Annotated in this window: 12 protein-coding genes; 11 read left to right on the top strand and 1 reads right to left on the bottom strand. The window is 38.4% G+C overall.

Annotated features, from left to right (window positions below; all coding sequences use genetic code 11):
* The first annotated feature begins 53 nt into the window (after positions 1–53).
* The 9 genes from LVD15_RS22170 to LVD15_RS22130 are packed head-to-tail and all read left to right on the top strand — an operon-like array spanning position 54 to position 12,453.
* The gene (locus LVD15_RS22170) at positions 54–1,064 is read left to right on the top strand and encodes an alpha/beta fold hydrolase (RefSeq protein ID WP_233777384.1); all 1,011 of its coding nucleotides are present in this window, start codon (positions 54–56) and stop codon (positions 1,062–1,064) included.
* A 1-nt stretch (position 1,065) separates the two neighbouring features.
* A complete protein-coding gene (locus tag LVD15_RS22165) occupies positions 1,066–1,950 on the top strand; it encodes an acetoacetate decarboxylase family protein (protein WP_233777383.1) in 885 nt (294 codons plus the stop codon).
* Complete coding sequence (locus LVD15_RS22160) at positions 1,947–2,423, top strand: DUF1772 domain-containing protein (RefSeq protein WP_233777382.1); 477 nt, start codon at positions 1,947–1,949, stop codon at positions 2,421–2,423. Before LVD15_RS22165 ends, LVD15_RS22160 begins: the two co-directional genes overlap by 4 nt.
* A complete protein-coding gene (locus LVD15_RS22155; protein ID WP_233777381.1) occupies positions 2,420–2,791 on the top strand; it encodes a patatin in 372 nt (123 codons plus the stop codon). Before LVD15_RS22160 ends, LVD15_RS22155 begins: the two co-directional genes overlap by 4 nt.
* Positions 2,788–3,213 carry a DUF4345 family protein gene (locus tag LVD15_RS22150; RefSeq protein WP_233777380.1) on the top strand — a complete coding sequence of 142 codons (426 nt, stop codon included), beginning with the start codon at positions 2,788–2,790 and terminating at the stop codon, positions 3,211–3,213. The genes LVD15_RS22155 and LVD15_RS22150 overlap by 4 nt, the downstream gene beginning before the upstream one ends.
* Positions 3,206–4,579 carry a patatin-like phospholipase family protein gene (locus tag LVD15_RS22145; RefSeq protein ID WP_233777379.1) on the top strand — a complete coding sequence of 458 codons (1,374 nt, stop codon included), beginning with the start codon at positions 3,206–3,208 and terminating at the stop codon, positions 4,577–4,579. Before LVD15_RS22150 ends, LVD15_RS22145 begins: the two co-directional genes overlap by 8 nt.
* The gene (locus tag LVD15_RS22140; protein WP_233777378.1) at positions 4,576–6,282 is read left to right on the top strand and encodes a metallophosphoesterase; all 1,707 of its coding nucleotides are present in this window, start codon (positions 4,576–4,578) and stop codon (positions 6,280–6,282) included. Before LVD15_RS22145 ends, LVD15_RS22140 begins: the two co-directional genes overlap by 4 nt.
* Positions 6,283–6,315: 33 nt before the next feature.
* A complete protein-coding gene (locus tag LVD15_RS22135; protein WP_233777377.1) occupies positions 6,316–8,640 on the top strand; it encodes a GMC family oxidoreductase in 2,325 nt (774 codons plus the stop codon).
* Positions 8,641–8,667: 27 nt separating this feature from the next.
* Positions 8,668–12,453, top strand: coding sequence for a hypothetical protein (locus tag LVD15_RS22130; RefSeq protein ID WP_233777376.1), 3,786 nt, complete (start codon positions 8,668–8,670; stop codon positions 12,451–12,453).
* A 63-nt stretch (positions 12,454–12,516) separates the two neighbouring features.
* Here the strand turns inward: LVD15_RS22130 and LVD15_RS22125 are convergent, their stop codons facing one another.
* On the bottom strand, positions 12,517–14,556 hold the full coding sequence (locus LVD15_RS22125; protein ID WP_233777375.1) for a glutamine--tRNA ligase/YqeY domain fusion protein: 2,040 nt from the start codon (positions 14,554–14,556) through the stop codon (positions 12,517–12,519).
* A 249-nt stretch (positions 14,557–14,805) separates the two neighbouring features.
* Between LVD15_RS22125 and LVD15_RS22120 the strand changes: the two genes are divergently transcribed.
* Together LVD15_RS22120 and LVD15_RS22115 are read left to right on the top strand one after the other, a co-directional pair.
* Positions 14,806–16,071, top strand: a complete 1,266-nt coding sequence (locus LVD15_RS22120) for a M13 family metallopeptidase (RefSeq protein WP_233777374.1) — start codon at positions 14,806–14,808, stop codon at positions 16,069–16,071.
* Between the two features lie 19 nt (positions 16,072–16,090).
* Entirely contained in the window at positions 16,091–16,837 is a 747-nt protein-coding gene (locus LVD15_RS22115; protein WP_233777373.1) for a M13-type metalloendopeptidase, read from the top strand.
* Positions 16,838–16,928 lie beyond the last annotated feature (91 nt).

Here is a 16,928-nt window from a genome sequence, read left to right as displayed (position 1 = left end):
TAACCTGTTATTATTATAATTAAATAGATTTTTTAACAACCTGAACCAGCTTTATGAGATTGGAGACGCTACCTTTCACCTCTCGTGATGGCATGTGTTGTAACCTGCTTCATGCCATTTCTGATCAAGTTCCTGATAAAGGCCCTCTTTTATTGGTACACGGTGCAGGTGTAAGAGCTAATATCTTTAATTCTCCCACTACTACTAACATCATCCAATATGCTTTGGCTCAGGGCTATGATGTGTGGCTTGAAAACTGGCGTGCGAGCATTGACCTACCTGCAAGTGAATGGGACTTGGATCAGGCAGCTATAAATGATCATCCGGCTGCAGTGCAAAAGATAGTAGAACTCACAGGAAGTAAAACCATTAAGGCCATAATCCATTGCCAGGGCAGTACCAGCTTCATGATTTCGGCGGTTTTGGGCCTAATACCTGAAGTTACAGTGATAGTGAGTAATGCAGTATCTCTTCACCCCGTAGTGCCTAAATATTCGGTCTTTAAAATGAATGTATATGTGCCCGCAGTGAGTCCATTCTTTACTTACCTAAACCCCCAGTGGGGAAAGCATGCTCCTGATGCGAAAACAAAATTATTGAAGCTAATTGTAAAGACTTTCCATAGAGAAAATGATACCATGGTAGGCAAATTTGTGAGTTTTGTCTATGGTGCTGGCTGGCCTGCTTTGTGGGAGTTAGAGAACCTAAATGATGCCACCAAAAACTGGATAAAGGAAGAGTTTGCCGCTGTACCGCTCTCATTCTTTCACCATATGAGGCGTTGTATGCGAGCTGGACATCTGGTGTCTAATAATGATGAAACTACTTCTTATGCGCCTTCAAAACTAAATACTGATGCTCGTATTATACTTTTTGCGGGCGCTAAAAATAAATGCTTCTGTTCTGATAGTCAGTTGAATACCTATAACTACCTGAATAAAGTTAACCCTGGCAAGCATAGCCTGTATGTGCTAGATGAATACAGTCATCTGGATGTCTTCTTTGGTAAGAATGCCCATAAAGATGTTTTTCCTCTCATGTTTAAAGAACTAAACGCTCAGTAGTATGCCTCCAAAAAGAATTAAGAAATATAAAAACAGATATGCGCTGGTAGATGGAATACCTTATACCATGCCCATTTTCGCTAAAGATTCTCCTGCACTGATGGCCGGGTTTTCCTGCGACTGGGAAAAAGCCAATGCCTTACTGCCTGGCAATGAAGTGCATGCTTTAAAACTGCCTAATGGTAAAGCCGTGCTGCTTATCACGGTGATCAACTATTTGCACACCAGTATTGGCAAATACATAGAATATATTATTGCTATTGGTTGCACTCACGGCAGCAAACCTGCTCCCAGATTGCTGAATGTAGCTATGATGAAGACTTATGGCACAGGTCAATATATCCTGGATTTACCAGTAAGCTCAGAGGTGTCAGTAAAAGGAGGGAAGGGCATTTGGGGAATGCCTAAACACCAGGCTAATCTGGACTTTAAAGATGAGGCCAATATGGTGAGTAGTCAGTATGAAAAAGATGGACAATTTGCCTTTAGAGTGGAAATTGACAAGCCTAAAAGCCCCTCTTTTAAACTCAAAATAGGCACCACCAACTATTGTAGATATAGAAATATGCTTATGGCCTCTTACATCTATTTTGAAAGTAAGGCAGGCATCAATCTTTTCAAAAAGGCTAAGGGGCGTCTCTACATCGGGGATCATCCTAATGTATCATTTCTCAAAGATATTGACATCAATCCTGATCCTTTCTTTACCATGTACATGCCTAAAGCCAATGGGGTATTGGATGACCACTTTGATTGCTGGTTTATGACATATGATACGCCACCAGAGAAAATGCCGGAAGGTTTTGAAAGCGTTTACGACTTGGGGCTAAGTGAGGAGTGGTTGGAAGCACCATCAGTAACTGATTATCAAAAATTTGGGATATGAAAATGATTTATGCATTCAATCGATTCTTGCTAATGGCATGTGTTTCCATGTATTTTGGTACTGGCTGGTCTCTTGTATTATTTTCATTTCCAATAGCTCCAAGTTTAACTACAGATAATTATTATAATCAGTTTGTACCTCAGGTACAAGCTGCAACGGAGTTTTTCACCTATATGACCATCGTAATGATGGTCTGCTGCTTGGTCTTCATTATTTCCGAATGGCGGTCTGCTCGTAAGTGGTATCCAATAGTTGTATTACTATTGGTTGTTGTGGCCACCTTACTCACTACACAATTCATATTTGAGTACAATGAAAAAATGGCCTCTCATATTACTAATCCTGAAGAGTTAAAGACAACACTTAATAAATGGATGCGACTCAATGTTATAAGAGTATGTCTATGGACCTTACAGTGGCTAACTATGATGATTTATTACCTTAAAGTAGACCTGAAAATTCTTAGAAGATGAATAAATGGCTCAATATTTTAATAGTATTAATATCTCTGGCGACTCTTGCTTCTGGTCTATTTCAAATGATAGCTCCCGCCGTTATAATGAACCTAATAGAAGCAGATATCACTGCTGCTTCAGCTCACTTTTTCAGGATTGTGGGCATGTTTATGTTTTTGTTTGGCGGATTGATGCTTCACACTATTTATAGTGAAGAATCTGGTACAATAGCCGTGTTATGGGCTGCTTTACAGAAGTTGGGAGCTTTCCTTGGGGTAGGAATAGGCATAACTATAGGCATATTTTCATGGTTGGCTCTAAGCGTGGCTCTTTTTGATCTCTTTTCAGGTATACTCTTTTTATACTATTACAAAAAAATAAGATGAAAGGGCTTAGCTATTTTTTGTTTTATACCTATGTAGGGCTGGTGGTTGTGGCTGGCTTTTGGGGTGCATTTATTAATCCCTATTATGATTTTCGCTTTTTATTTGACTTTAATCTTTGGCAGATACCAGAAAATCAAAGAACAGATCTTCTTAGTCAGTATAGATTTTTAAGGGCTTTGGAGTTGGGATATGGAATTTTCTCAATCATATTTTTTGAACAGATATTTAAACACAAGCTCTTCAATCGTCTTTTTCTGGGAATTATGCTTTCAGGTGTAGTTGCTAGGTTTATAGCCATTTTATTTGATGGAATTCCAGGAAGATTATTCCTCTTTTTTATGACTTATGAGCTATTAGGGGTGATCATCATATTCTTATATACCAAAGGCAATTTAAAACGGACTCATATTAAATATGAGTAGCATAATTAATCATAAGGCAGATCGTGCATTAGTACTGGCAGGAGGTGGTATGCGTGTTGCTTACCAGGCAGGAGTTTTATTGGCTCTGGAGGAAGGGAATTATCTATTTAAACATGTAGATGGTACTTCTGGAGGTATTTTCAATACTGCTATGCTCGCTTCCGGGGTTAAAGTTAGAAGCATTGCCGAAAGGTGGAGAAGCTTGAATGTGATGTGGTTTAGCTCGCTAAGAAAATTTAAAAATTATCTGCATCCATTTAGAATGAAAGGTTATGCTGATACCGATAATATTAAGCATAAGGTTTTTCGGCATATGGGTATTGCTGTAGATAGGATTAACCGAAATACTGATTCATACACTTTCAATATCTGTAATTTCTCTAATAAAGCTATAGAGCCTATTCCTAATGAGAAAGTCATGGAAGATCATCTTTTGGCTGGTGTTTCATTACCCATACTCATGCCTGCTCTAAAAATTAAAAATGAATGGTATACAGATGCGGTTTGGATCAAAGATGCTAACCTGATAGATGCCAGTAGTAAAGGTGTAGCCGAGATATGGTTGGTTTGGGCCATAGGGAATAACCATAATTACTTGGATGGTGCTTTTAATCAGTATGTTCATATGATTGAAATGAGTGCTGGAGGAGCCCTTCTTCAGGAGTTTGAACAGATGAAATTTGATCCACAACTCAACCTATCACTACATGTAATTAAACCAGATTATCCATTGCCGTTAGATCCGGATCTGTTCTTCAATAAAATAGATACCCGGTCACTAATTAATATGGGCTATGCTGATGCTAAGAACTACCTTGGAAATATAAAATCAGAGGGTGTACCGATGGATGCAGCCGCGACCAAGATGAGAGAACCAGGCGATCGGTTACATATCCACTGTGTTTTTCAAGGTGCCATTGAGAGGGAAAATGATAGGCAGGACATCCAATTGTTCTGTTATTATCGATATTCAATTATTAATGAAGCCGAAACTATAATTACCCTTTTCGCAAGCATAAAATTAGAAGAGGAAGAATACCCGCTCTTCAACACGTCAACCAATCTTAAATTGGAAAATGAAGGCCTTTTTTTAGTAACTGAGGCGCTGTTATATATCCATTCAGTCCAGCATAATTTCACCATTAAATTGCCTGTCATAAGCTCCATTGATCCTCTCATTGGGCTCGCTTTTAAAACGGCTGAGATCAAACTGGCAAATGAACAGAAGTGCTATGAGGGCGAATTAAAACAGTCAATTAGTCATAGACTTAAAAACTGCTTAAGAATGAATGTGCTAACTGCTGATGGAAGGCATGGCTCATTAAAGACAAAGTACAAGATGTTAAATCAACTATTACGCGTATGAAATTTTCAAAAAAGCCTATGGTCAATTGGTATGACCTGAAACAGTTAGCTTCTACAGGAGTAAAAACTCTGATTTCTGGAGTATTTGGCAATTTCGCCGATAAAAGAGAGTTTCAGGCTGCATCAGCGCGTGATGAAAAGCTGTTTGATTATTCTGCTCATGATAAAGAGGAGTTTTGGCTAGATTATATCTCAGACCTTGGTGATGGATTTAACCCTACCTACAGCATGGCTCACCTTATGGCGCAGGAAGAACTTGAGGTTCATAATTTCAAAACCAAAAGAGGCAGTGTATTAATAATGGGCGGAGATGAGGTGTATCCCACACCTGAGAAGCATGAATATGACAACCGGTTGAAAGGGCCTTATTTCGCTGCTTTCCCATGGAATGAAGCCATTAAAACAGATCTCTATGTCATTCCCGGTAATCATGATTGGTATGATGGACTCACTAATTTCATGAAAGTTTTCTGTCAGGACAGGAGTATTGGTAACTGGAAAACCCATCAGAAGAGAAGTTATTTTGCCTTAAAGCTGCCTTTTAATTATTGGGTGTTTGCTGTTGATATTCAGCTACATGCAGATATTGATGAGCCGCAGCTTAAATACTTTTGCAAGATTTCTGAAGAAGAAGTGAAGAAAGGAGATAAAATAATTCTCTGCACTGCGGAGCCTTCATGGGTTTACAAGGCCTGGTCTATGAAAAACACTTCAGATGATCGTATGCGGTTTTTTATTGATACGGTCATTTTTGGGAAATCAAAGAAGTACTATGGTAGACAACCTGATGATGTAAAAGTAGTGGCCATTCTCACGGGTGACATGCATCATTACTCTCATTATTTGGAAGAGGAAAAGGTGAGTGGTCAGCTATGTCATTTGATTACCGCTGGCGGTGGCGGGGCTTTTACGCACCCTACACACTTTTTAAAAGATTATGAAGATCAGGAGGTGACTAGAAAATTGATCAGTGAGCCATTTCCATCTAAGAAGCAATCTAAAAGACTGGCCTGGTGGAATCTGGCTTTTCCTTTCTATAGTCCTCACATGGTTGCTCTATTTAGTGTACTTCATTTTCTTACGTTTTGGCTTCTACTTTCTTTTGGACATTACGGTACTGATTTGGTTAATAAGCTAGGTATGGCAGGCGGCATGTCTGAGATATCGGAATTGTTTTTAAGTCAGTTGGCATATAATCCTCCGGTAGTAATTATCAATCTCATATTACTGCTTGGTCTTACCTTTTTTACTGATACCGCTACTGGCAAAGGCTCATTGAATATGGTGGTGGGCTTTATTCATGGTCTGGTTCAGGTGCTTCATTTTTATGCCGTAGTATGGCTATATGCTTATCTAACCCAGATTTATTGGCCTGACACTACAGGAGTGATGTATACCTTGTTTTGCATTTTAATGATACTAGGAGTTGGGCTTATCAGTGCTTTTATTTTCGGTAAGTATCTATTATTCAGTACACTCATAATCAAAAATCATCCTACAGAGGCCTTTTCATCTTTCCGGTGGGAAGGCTATAAAAACTTTCTCCGGATAAAAATAACGAAAGACGGTGCGCAGATATATGCTATTGGGGTAAAGCAAGTTCCTACTAACTGGAAAAATGCAGGCGCCTCAGAAAAGCCTTGTTTCGAAGGAGGCCCCATAAAAGCTCAGCTGATTGAAAAACCATTTAATATCAATTCTTAATGACTTAAGCCTTATAACTAAACCTATACGAATATGAAAAGATTATCTAAACCATTAACGGAATTAAAACCTCATTATGAAGCAGTAGTAGTAGGTTCTGGCTATGGAGGTAGTATAGCCGCTTCTCGTTTAGCAAGAGCAGGAATGAAGGTTTGTTTGTTAGAAAAAGGGAAGGAGTTTACGCCCGGTACTTTCCCTAATAGTTATAAACAGGCTAAAAAGGAAATGCAGTTTAATAAGAAAAAGCTGCAGTTAGGCTCTCAAAATGGGCTCTATGATTTCGTTTTGGGTGATGATATTTCGGTTTTTAAAGGCTGTGGATTAGGCGGCACCAGCCTTGTGAATGCTAATGTATCTATTGAAGCGGATCCACGGGTGTTTTTAGACGAATGCTGGCCTAAAGAAATAAGAAATGATCTTACCTCATTAAAGGAAGGAATAACGCATGCGCGTGAAATGCTCAAGCCTAATCCTTATCCTGAAGGTAAAAATGGTTATCCTGTTCTTCCTAAAACAGAGGCGATGAGGGTGTCATCACAAGGTATGGATGGTGAGTTTAGAATGCTGGATATCAATGTGAATTTTGAAGCCGGAAAAAATCATGTTGGGGTTTATCAGCCAAGGTGTAAAAATTGTGGCGATTGTGTTACCGGCTGTAATCAGGGAGCTAAAAATACCACTGCCATGAATTATTTGCCCGATGCATATAATCATGGAGCAGAAATTTTCACAGAGATAGGAGTAGACCATTTGCAATATAAAAATGGGCAATGGTTGGTGCATATCATGGCTTATAATACCGGTAGAGAAGGATTTAAGGCTCCTTTAATGTTTATCACCGCTGATAAGGTGGTATTAGGAGCCGGAGCCTTAGGTAGTACCGAGATTTTACTGAGATCCGCAAAAAAAGGTTTAGAGCTGTCAGATATGGTTGGTCAGCGGTTTAGTGGTAATGGTGATTTTCTGGCGTTTGGTTATAATAATGATATCAGAATTAATGGTATTGGCAGGCCGGATTCATCAAATGGAGCTGAAATAGATGAAATAGGCCCATGCATTACCAGCGTAATAGATACTCGTAAAGATTCTCCTTTGGAAGAAGGCATGACTATAGAAGAAGGTTCTATACCCAGCCCTATCAAAAACCTGATGACGCCCACACTTTTCATGTTTTCAAGATTATCAGGAAAGGATACAGACCGTGGTTTTTGGGATTTCCTGAAAGAAAAGTGGAGAGAGTTTAAAAGCATGATACTTGGCGTGTATAAAGGAGCCGTTAACCATACTCAGGTGTATTTGGTAATGGCCAATGATGATGGACTTGGATCTATGCAATTATATAATAATGAAGTGGTTATCAATTGGCCAAAGGTGGGGCGACAAAAGATCTTTGAGAAGATTAGTAATCAGGTCAATAAGGTGAGTAAAGCCTTAGGCGGATATTATGTAAAGAACCCAACCTGGAGTAAACTGATGAACTTTGATTTGGTAACTGTGCACCCATTAGGGGGGTGCGTAATGGGTGAAGATAGCAGCTCAGGTGTAGTAAACCATAAGGGACAAGTGTATAAAGCTAAAAGCGGAACAGAGGTATATGAGGGGCTTTATGTGATGGATGGAGCCATTTTGCCTCGTTCTGTTGGGACTAATCCGTTGTTAACTATTAGTGGCCTGGCTGAGCGGAATGCTGCTTTAATGGTTCAAGACTCAGGTAAAACTCTTGCCTATAATTTTCCTCCCATTGCTGATGATCAATTTGCTGATGATGAAGAGGAATCAGGGGTTCAGTTTACAGAAACCATGACGGGCTACTTCCTTCCTGGAGAAACTGAAAGCTATGAGAAGGCCTATGAAGAAGGGAAGAAAAGAAATGAGGCCTTTGAATTTACACTTACCATTCAGGTAGATGATGTTTATGATTTTGTGGAAGATAAAAATCATGAAGGAGCCATGTTGGGCACTATGTCTATTCCCTTTCTTTCTGCTGAACCCATATTGGCGTATAATGGTGTTTTCAACCTTTTTGTTGAAGACGTGAATGATTCAAAGCGCAAGAAAATGCTTTACACTTGTAACCTATTCACACAGGAAGGGAAGGAGTATCGGTTTGAAGGTTTTAAAGACATTTATAATGACAAAGGAATTGATGTTTGGAAAGATACAACAACACTGTTTATAAACCTGTATGAAGAAGATCAATTGCTTGGTAAGGGAATACTAAAGATTGCTCTTTCTGATTTTAAAAGTCAGCTTACCACCATTAAAGCACTCAATACATCTAACACTGCCGAAAGCTTAAAAGCTCAGTTTGTTTTTGGAAAGTTCTTCGCTGGCAATGTTTACGATAGCTATATCTAATTAACCTGAACCGACTACACCTAATCAATGAAAGCTATTAAAACTATATCTGCTAAAGAATTGCAGGCTAAATTACCGTTGCCCAAAGGCAAATACACGACTATGGTAATCATATTATTGATTCTACTCATAGGCCTTGGCACTGTTTACTATTTTCATGTAAAAAAGGAAGAAGCAGCATTTAAGGATTATAGGTTTCATCGTCTCAGCACTATCTCTAAAAAATGGCGTAAGATGATTGATAACTATGAAAATAGTCTCGCGGCTGGTTATCAACCCAATGAAGTGAAAAGCATAAGAGAGAAATCACAAGCAGATAATAGGCCTCCGGTTATCGAGTTTTCTAAATTTCCTATTCAGACTTCAGCTGAAAAGCTAAACTGGGATCTGACTTTTGATGATTTTATTATCATAAAAGATAATACTCCTGTTTTTCAGTCAATAGAAACAAAAATTAATGTCAATACTATTACCAGCAATGATTCTACATTTATTGCTATTAATGAAAATTTAGAGCAAGTAACTATTCATGACAAGTCCTACTATACATTTATTCACCCTTTTACAGTCAATTTTAATGGTAATGATCAGGCTTGGCATGTGGTAGGCCTAGTTAGTGAACATAGGTTTGAAACCGAAACAAAAAGGCTTGATATATGGATTTTGCTCATTTTGCTGGCGGTCCTTTGCTTGATTATATTAGGTTTTCCGCTTATCAAACTATTGTTTATTAATGATATTGAAAAGCTCAAGCGGAGCGATGTAGTACTGGTGGGAATTTCTGTTATTCTGGGAGCGCCTATTCTGGTGACTTTGTTCCTCAATGGATTTTATTATATCAACCAATATTATTTTGGCATTTCCAACTCCCTTTTGAACCTGGCAGACAAGGTGGAGCAAAATTTCAATAACGATGTAGATAGCGTTCTTTTAAAACTCAATGACTTTGAAGGGATAGAGCCTCAGATAGACCAAAAGCAGGTGAGAGATCAATACGTAAGCTATTTTAAAAACATTTCTCATTTAGATCCCTCTTCAGGACTGATACATGGCGTCCATAATTTTGCCTTGAATGAATCTACTACAAAAGAGTATTCTGACTTGAGTCAAAGAGAGTATTATAAGGTATATTCTCAAAATAAGTTTTGGAAAAAAGCAGTAGCTGACCTGGAGCTTGAATATGTAGTGAGGCCTGTAATTTCTCTTGAAAAAAATGCTGAAGAATTGGTGTTTATACTCAATAGGAAAGGAAATCCATTGGTGGCCAGTGTCGAAATGCCTTCAGTACATACTACCATTTTGCCTCCTGGCTATAATTTTATGATTATTGATCAAGAGGGAGGGGTGTGGCATCATTCTGAAAAGGGCCGAAGTTCACTAGAATATTTTTTGCAAGAAACCCGAGATCATGACCTGCTCAAAGCCTCTATGACTGGAAATATTGAGGCCGAGCATCTGATCAATTATCAAGGAAAGAACTATTTGATGCGGATTATTCCTCTCAAAAGATGTCCTCTTTTCGTTATTACTATGTATGACGTTGAATTTCTTCGGTATCGGGTATCCGAGATTCTGAGCCTGGGCAGTATGGCCATTCTTTGTGCCTTTTTAGTAACAGGAATAGTTACGGTAATAACTATTGTAAGACAAAACAAATACAATGCTTTTAAGTATAAGTTGTTTAGCTTTTACTTTTTAGAACCCCAAGCCTGTGAAAAGTATGATTATACATTGATAACGCTACTTTTTATTCTATTCATGCTGATATTGGTGGCCTTTTTATTTATGGGAGGAGGGCTCAAACCATCCTCCGTATTAATTGGTAATATGCTGCTGATGGTTTGGGGTTACGGTGTGGTATATCAAATATTAGTGCCTCAGAAAAGGGGAACCAAAGCACTGTTGCTGCTTGTGATAGTGTTAATTAACCTCTTCTTAACTTATTCATTTAAATTGGTTGCCCTGCAAGCGGTCTTCCTAGTTATTTTATGGTTAGTTTCAGCTAAAAAATCGTATTTAATAGATCTTATCAAGAGGTGTACTTCACGTTTTCAAATAGGCCAATATCATAACTGCTATATCAATTTCCTTTTTGTATGGCTCATTTTTACTTCTATATTTCCTGCTTTTATATATTTCATTAAAGCGCGACAAATTGAGAATATCATTTGGAGTAAATACGCTCAGGTGCAAATGGCACAAGCTTTTAATGCCAAGCTTCATGACCTCAGCAGTAGAAATATAACTCATTTTGAACATGTTACAGATGCCGTATATTTTGTGCGGGATGATAACGGCTTTTTGTCATCTGAAGAGTGGCCGCAAGACAATACTAAATTGGAGAAAAGCGATTTCAGAAAAGTGCTATTTCAATATAGGCCCATTTATAGTAATCTTATTGCAGCCACACAGCCCTTTGTGTTTTTAGAAGCCGATAATGCGGCCTGGAGGTGGAAGGAGCGAGGTGATAACCTTCAATTTCGTTATAAAATGAGAGCCCCAGATAAATTCAAAGCCGATTATTATGATGGCAATTATCTTTATATGAGCTCATTTATACCCGGAGTACATACTTCGGAGGGTTTTATATGGCCAATATTTGGCTTTTTCTTAATCTTTTGGTGTTTGCTGCTCATTTTACTCTATGCTATCATCACCTTTTTTGTACAGCAAATATTTGGCATTTCACTGCTACAAAGCTTAAAGAGTAATATTGAAGCTAATAAAAACAAAGGACTCATTTCAAGGAACATAATTCTTATTGGTGTGCATTATGCTGGCAAACGGCTTATCAGCGAAGACTTGGCTCAGGGTAAAAAGAAATTGGAGCTTTCTATGCTTAAGCTTAAAGCCGAAAAAGAAGAATCTGATTCAGTTGATGATATTTCAAGCTTGGTAATTGATGAACCTAATGAAAGGTGGGAGAATTATGAGGCTTTTATCATCAGTAATTTTGAGTATGGCTATAAATCAATGGAGCTGAATAAAAAGAAACTGATACTTTTAAAAACACTAATAGAAGCCCGAAAGCATATTATCATTATCTCCAGCATATACCCTAAACAGATCTTAGATTTCTATACAGAACAAATTGAAGCGGATAAGCATAATGAAGAGCTGATTCATCAGCATGCTACCTGGAAATATTTGCTAGGTTCCTTTTCAGAAATTATTAAGCCTTTAAAGAATAATGCCAGGTGGGTAATCCAGGCTTATGATAAAGGTAATTATCAATTAAGTGCCGAAAGGCGGAAAGCCGTTTTAAAGGAGTTGATTGATGAATTGGGCTGTGGTAATTTCTTGCCATCACTCACCACACCAGTCTTAGAAATGTCTCTTAAAGACGGAGAAATAGATTATAATCAGCTCATTATTACTGTAGATAGTCTGGCGTATGGTTATTATAATTCTATTTGGAATTCGCTGGAGCAAAGAGAAAAGTTTCTGGTGTATGACATAGCTGCAGATGGATTTGTGAATCTGAAAAATGATAAGGCCTTATACAGTTTAATGAAGAAAGGCATAGTTAAATTTAACGATAGGCCATGCCTGTTTAATAATAGCTTTAGAAATCATATTATGAATTCTGTGCAAAAGCGGGAGATCAATAAAATGAGTGAAAAGATTAAAGAGCAAGGCTCATGGAGCTCCATAAAAATGATCCTTTATATAGTTATTGCCGCAATAGCCGTTTTCTTATTTATCGGTGAACCGAGCTTTGTAGAAGACTTCAGTACGTTCTTAAGCTTACTGGCAGGAGTAGCTGCAGTAATGCCATTGGTAAGTAGTATGTTAGGGGGGAAGGTGGAGTAAAAAAACAAAAGAGGCTATCTCAATGAATATGAAATAGCCTCTTTATTAATGTTTTATAACTTATTATACTAGCTTATTAGCCTCTTCAGCTAACAGCTCGTTGCTATCTTCAGCTCCTTTGCTGATGAATTCATTAATGCTGTCATTACGCTCCTGGCCATTTTTAAGTAAAACGCCTAAGCTGATCATTAAACCTATTCTGGTACCGACCTTTTTGGCTGCGGTGTTGAATAAAGGTTCTAATTCATCATAAGTAATCTCTTCAGCAAGCTTTTCTATGTCAGCTCGGGCAGCTTCCAGCTTAGCGCCAGATAAATTAGTATACTTCTTGCTGATCTTCTGGATCTCACTTAAAGAACTTCTTTGTGCTTGAGGCTGGTTTTTATTCGTCTTGGGCTGAGGTTGGTTTTGAGCTTTTTTCTCTGGCTGTTGCTTAGCCCAGGAATCTCTTAACCCCACTGTTTTATTGAAAATAAGTTGTTCCGCAGTGGCATTTTTATCTAATGTAAAATAGCCCAATCTCTGGAACTGAAATTTATCTTCTAATTGTGCTTCTTTCAAAAATGGCTCTAAATAGGCTTCTTTGATTATATTAAGAGAATCAGGGTTTACAAATTCCATAAAATCTTTGCCCTCATGGCTATCCGGAGCTTCATCTAAAAACAGACGGTCATACTCACGAACTTCAGCCTTCACTGCATGAGCAATAGATACCCAGTGTAGCGTACCTTTTACTTTTCTCATACTAGCTTCAGTGCCACTTCCTGAGCGCGAATCAAGGTCGCAAGTACAATGGATCTCTGTGATATTTCCATTTTCATCTTTCACCACAGACTCACCTTTGATGATATAAGCACTTTTTAATCGTACTTCTTTACCTAATGTCAATCTGAAGTATTTGCTATTGGCCTCCTCTTTAAAATCTTCACGCTCTATGTAAAGCTCTCTTGAGAAAGGTACCTCATGATTTCCTGCATTAGGATCTTCCGGGTTATTTTCGGCTTCCAGCATTTCCACTTTATCCTCAGGATAATTGGTGAGTACCAGCTTCACCGGATCTAATACGGCCATAACACGTGTAGCCGTTTTGTTTAAATCTTCACGGATGCAAAATTCAAGTAAAGACACATCAGTAACGCTGTCACGTTTGGTGATACCTGATACTTCGCTAAATTTTCTTATAGATTCAGGGGTATATCCTCTTCTTCTAAGGCCTGAGATAGTAGGCATTCGGGGATCATCCCAGCCAGAAACGGTTTTGCTCTCTACTAATTGCAACAGCTTGCGCTTGCTCATTACGGTATAGCTCAGATTGCGTCTGGCAAACTCACGTTGCTTAGGTCTTTGTTTATTTTCATCATAAATCTGATCCAGGAACCAATCATAAAGCTCACGGTGAGGTTTAAACTCCAGGGTACAGATAGAATGAGATATTTGCTCAATATAGTCAGATTCGCCATGAGCCCAGTCATACATAGGGTAAATACACCATTCACTACCTGTGCGGTGGTGCGGCTTGTTTACTATACGATAGAGTAAAGGGTCTCTCATAAGCATATTAGGAGAAGCCATATCTATTTTAGCTCTTAGCACGTAAGCACCAGCCTCGTATTCTCCGTTTTTCATTTTATCGAAGATCTCAAGGTTTTCCTCTACGCTCAAATCACGGTAAGGACTAGGTGTGCCGGGCGAGGTTGGCGTGCCTTTTTGCTCAGCCATTTTTTCGGCAGACTGAGGGTCTACATAGGCTTTGCCCTTTTTAATTAACTCAATAGCCCAGTCATATAACTGTTGGAAATAATCAGAAGAGTAGCATTCCTGTGCCCATTGAAAACCTAACCACTGGATATCGTTTTTGATGGCATCTACATATTCCTGCTCTTCTTTAGTAGGGTTAGTATCATCAAAACGAAGGTTTACTGGTGCGTTAAACTTATTTCCCATTCCAAAATTAAGGCAAATAGAAGCGGCATGGCCTATATGTAAATAGCCATTGGGCTCCGGCGGGAAACGAAAGCGAAGGTTTTCTTTTGGCAGTCCGTTGGCCAAATCTTCTGCAACAATTTGTTCTATAAAATTAAGAGATTCTGAGCTGTCTGTCATGTTAATGTTAAAATTGTAAAGCAAAATTAGTCCAATTGCATAGAAATACAAGTGCAAAAACCTTCATTTAAAAAACTGTGAAGTAATATCTGTAATCTCCTTTATAATAGCTGCTTCAACGGCATTCATCTAAACAGCAAAAGCCATTTAATCGAGCATATTTCCACTTAATAAGATGCAGAGTGTGGTTATGTAATTGGTGTTGCTTGCGTTATGATAAGCAATATCTTTAAGTAAAATTATAGATAGATGAAAAAGATCGTATATGCTTCTGTTATTGTCGGTACGCTTTTGAGCTGCGGTAAGCAAGATCCAAAAGAGATAACTGAGGTCAAAAAACAATTTGTAGCCGTAGATGGCATTGATAACTCTATTAAACCGGGCGACAATTTCTTTAGGTATGTCAATGGTATTTGGTATGACACCGCGCAAATAGCAGATGACCAGGTAGGAGTGGGGTCTTATATGTTCTTAAATATTCCACAAAAGAAAAGGCTTGAAGGGATTTTAGAAGATGTGTCATCACATGAATATCCTGAAGGTAGTGTAGAGCAAAAAGTAGGCGATTTCTATGCTTCGGGTATGGACACTACGGTAATTAACAAGAGAGGGTATCAGCCCATTCAGCCTATATTAGATGATATTGAAAGCATTCAAAATGAATCAGAACTTCTCACTTTTGTAGCAAAAGAGATCAAGACGGGAAATTCATCAATTATCAGATTTGGTGTTTATCCTAATACAGAAAATAGTAGCATCAACATTCTTCATTTCGGTCAATCAGGACTTGGGCTACCAGATAGAGATTACTATTTCAAAACTGATTCTTCCACCATAGAAATACAGAGTGCTTATAAGGAGTACATCAAAACGCTTTTTGAATTAACAGGAAGTGATGCTGATGTGGCTAAAAAGCAAGCCGATGAAGTGTATGGCATTGAAAAAGAACTAGCCGCTGCTCATAAGACCAGAATAGAGCGTAGAGAAATAAAGTCTAACTATCATAACATGACTGTGGCCGAGGCAGATGCTAAATATCCTAATCTGGCTTTAGCCAAAATTCTACAAGATTTGGAGCTGGAAACAGATACCATAGATATGGCTCAACTTGAATATTTTGAAAAGCTGAACTCCATGTTGCCATCAGTTTCTTTATCAGGATGGAAAACTTATTTAAAGGCTCACACCTTATCAGAATATGCTAATATATTGAGTGAGCCCTTTGAAAACGCAGCTTTTTCATACAGCAAGGTAATCTCCGGACAGTCTACACAGAAGCCTTTAAAGCAGCGTATGGTAGAGAAAACAGATAGAATGTTAGGCTTTGCTTTAGGACAATTGTATGTAGAGAAATACTTTAGTGAAGAAGCTAAAAAAAGGGCTTTAGAGTTGGTTGAGAATATTAAAAAATCACTAGACCACAGAATTACAAAGCTGGAGTGGATGAGTGACAGCACTAAAATAAAAGCTAAGGAAAAGCTCCAGGCCATAACCCAAAAAAGTAGGATATCCTGACAAATGGAGAGAATATGATGTGGAAATAGCCAAAGATAAGTACTTTGAAAATGTATTGGCTTTGCGCAAAGAAGCCTTTTTGTACGCGGTGAAATATTTGAATAAAGCCCCAAACAAAGATGAATGGTTTACTACGCCGCCAACCGTTACAGCTTATTACAATCCTTCGGCTAATGAAATAGTGATTCCTGCCGGTATTCTTCAATATCCGTACTTTGATGTAGATGCTGATGATGCTATCAATTATGGCGGCATTGGTATGGTGATTGGCCATGAAATAACCCATGCTTTTGATGACCAGGGAAGCCAGTTTGATAAAGATGGAAATGTTAAAAATTGGTGGACAGCAGAAGATTATGAAGAGTTTAAAGAGAATAGTAAGATGGTGATAGATCGCTATAGCACGTACACCGTTTTAGATAGTGTACATGTGCAAGGTGCGCTCACTGTTGGAGAAAATATGGCCGATAATGGGGGAATAGCCATTGCCTATGAAGCTTTTAAGATGACAGACCAAGGTCAGGATTCTACTAAAATTGATGGTTTTACGCCTGATCAGCGCTTCTTCTTATCTATTGCCAGAATATGGAGAGTGAAAACAAGAGATGAGTTTCTGCGCAACTACATAAAAACAAACCCTCACTCACCAGCCATGTGGAGAGTAAATGGCCCTTTAATGAATTTCACACCATTCTATGAAGCCTTTAATGTTCAGCCTGGCGATAAAAACTACAAACCAGAAGAGGAGAGAATTAAGATTTGGTAGAGTACAGCAATAAGATAAACTGACAACCAACTATATTAAACTACATAAAGAAGCCCCACCTTAGCTATAGTTTATAGATTGAGGTGGGGCT

It is taken from the genome of Fulvivirga maritima (assembly GCF_021389955.1).
Taxonomy (GTDB): domain Bacteria; phylum Bacteroidota; class Bacteroidia; order Cytophagales; family Cyclobacteriaceae; genus Fulvivirga; species Fulvivirga maritima.
The sequence above is the reverse complement of the archived record's forward strand: the minus strand, read 5'-3'. Positions and strand labels throughout refer to the sequence as shown.

Coding starts and splice junctions, on each gene's coding strand:
- LVD15_RS22170 (WP_233777384.1), top strand. CDS start 54: ATGAGATTGGAGACGCTACCTTTCACCTCTCGTGATGGCATGTGTTGT.
- LVD15_RS22165 (WP_233777383.1), top strand. CDS start 1,066: ATGCCTCCAAAAAGAATTAAGAAATATAAAAACAGATATGCGCTGGTA.
- LVD15_RS22160 (WP_233777382.1), top strand. CDS start 1,947: ATGAAAATGATTTATGCATTCAATCGATTCTTGCTAATGGCATGTGTT.
- LVD15_RS22155 (WP_233777381.1), top strand. CDS start 2,420: ATGAATAAATGGCTCAATATTTTAATAGTATTAATATCTCTGGCGACT.
- LVD15_RS22150 (WP_233777380.1), top strand. CDS start 2,788: ATGAAAGGGCTTAGCTATTTTTTGTTTTATACCTATGTAGGGCTGGTG.
- LVD15_RS22145 (WP_233777379.1), top strand. CDS start 3,206: ATGAGTAGCATAATTAATCATAAGGCAGATCGTGCATTAGTACTGGCA.
- LVD15_RS22140 (WP_233777378.1), top strand. CDS start 4,576: ATGAAATTTTCAAAAAAGCCTATGGTCAATTGGTATGACCTGAAACAG.
- LVD15_RS22135 (WP_233777377.1), top strand. CDS start 6,316: ATGAAAAGATTATCTAAACCATTAACGGAATTAAAACCTCATTATGAA.
- LVD15_RS22130 (WP_233777376.1), top strand. CDS start 8,668: ATGAAAGCTATTAAAACTATATCTGCTAAAGAATTGCAGGCTAAATTA.
- LVD15_RS22125 (WP_233777375.1), bottom strand. CDS start 14,556: ATGACAGACAGCTCAGAATCTCTTAATTTTATAGAACAAATTGTTGCA.
- LVD15_RS22120 (WP_233777374.1), top strand. CDS start 14,806: ATGAAAAAGATCGTATATGCTTCTGTTATTGTCGGTACGCTTTTGAGC.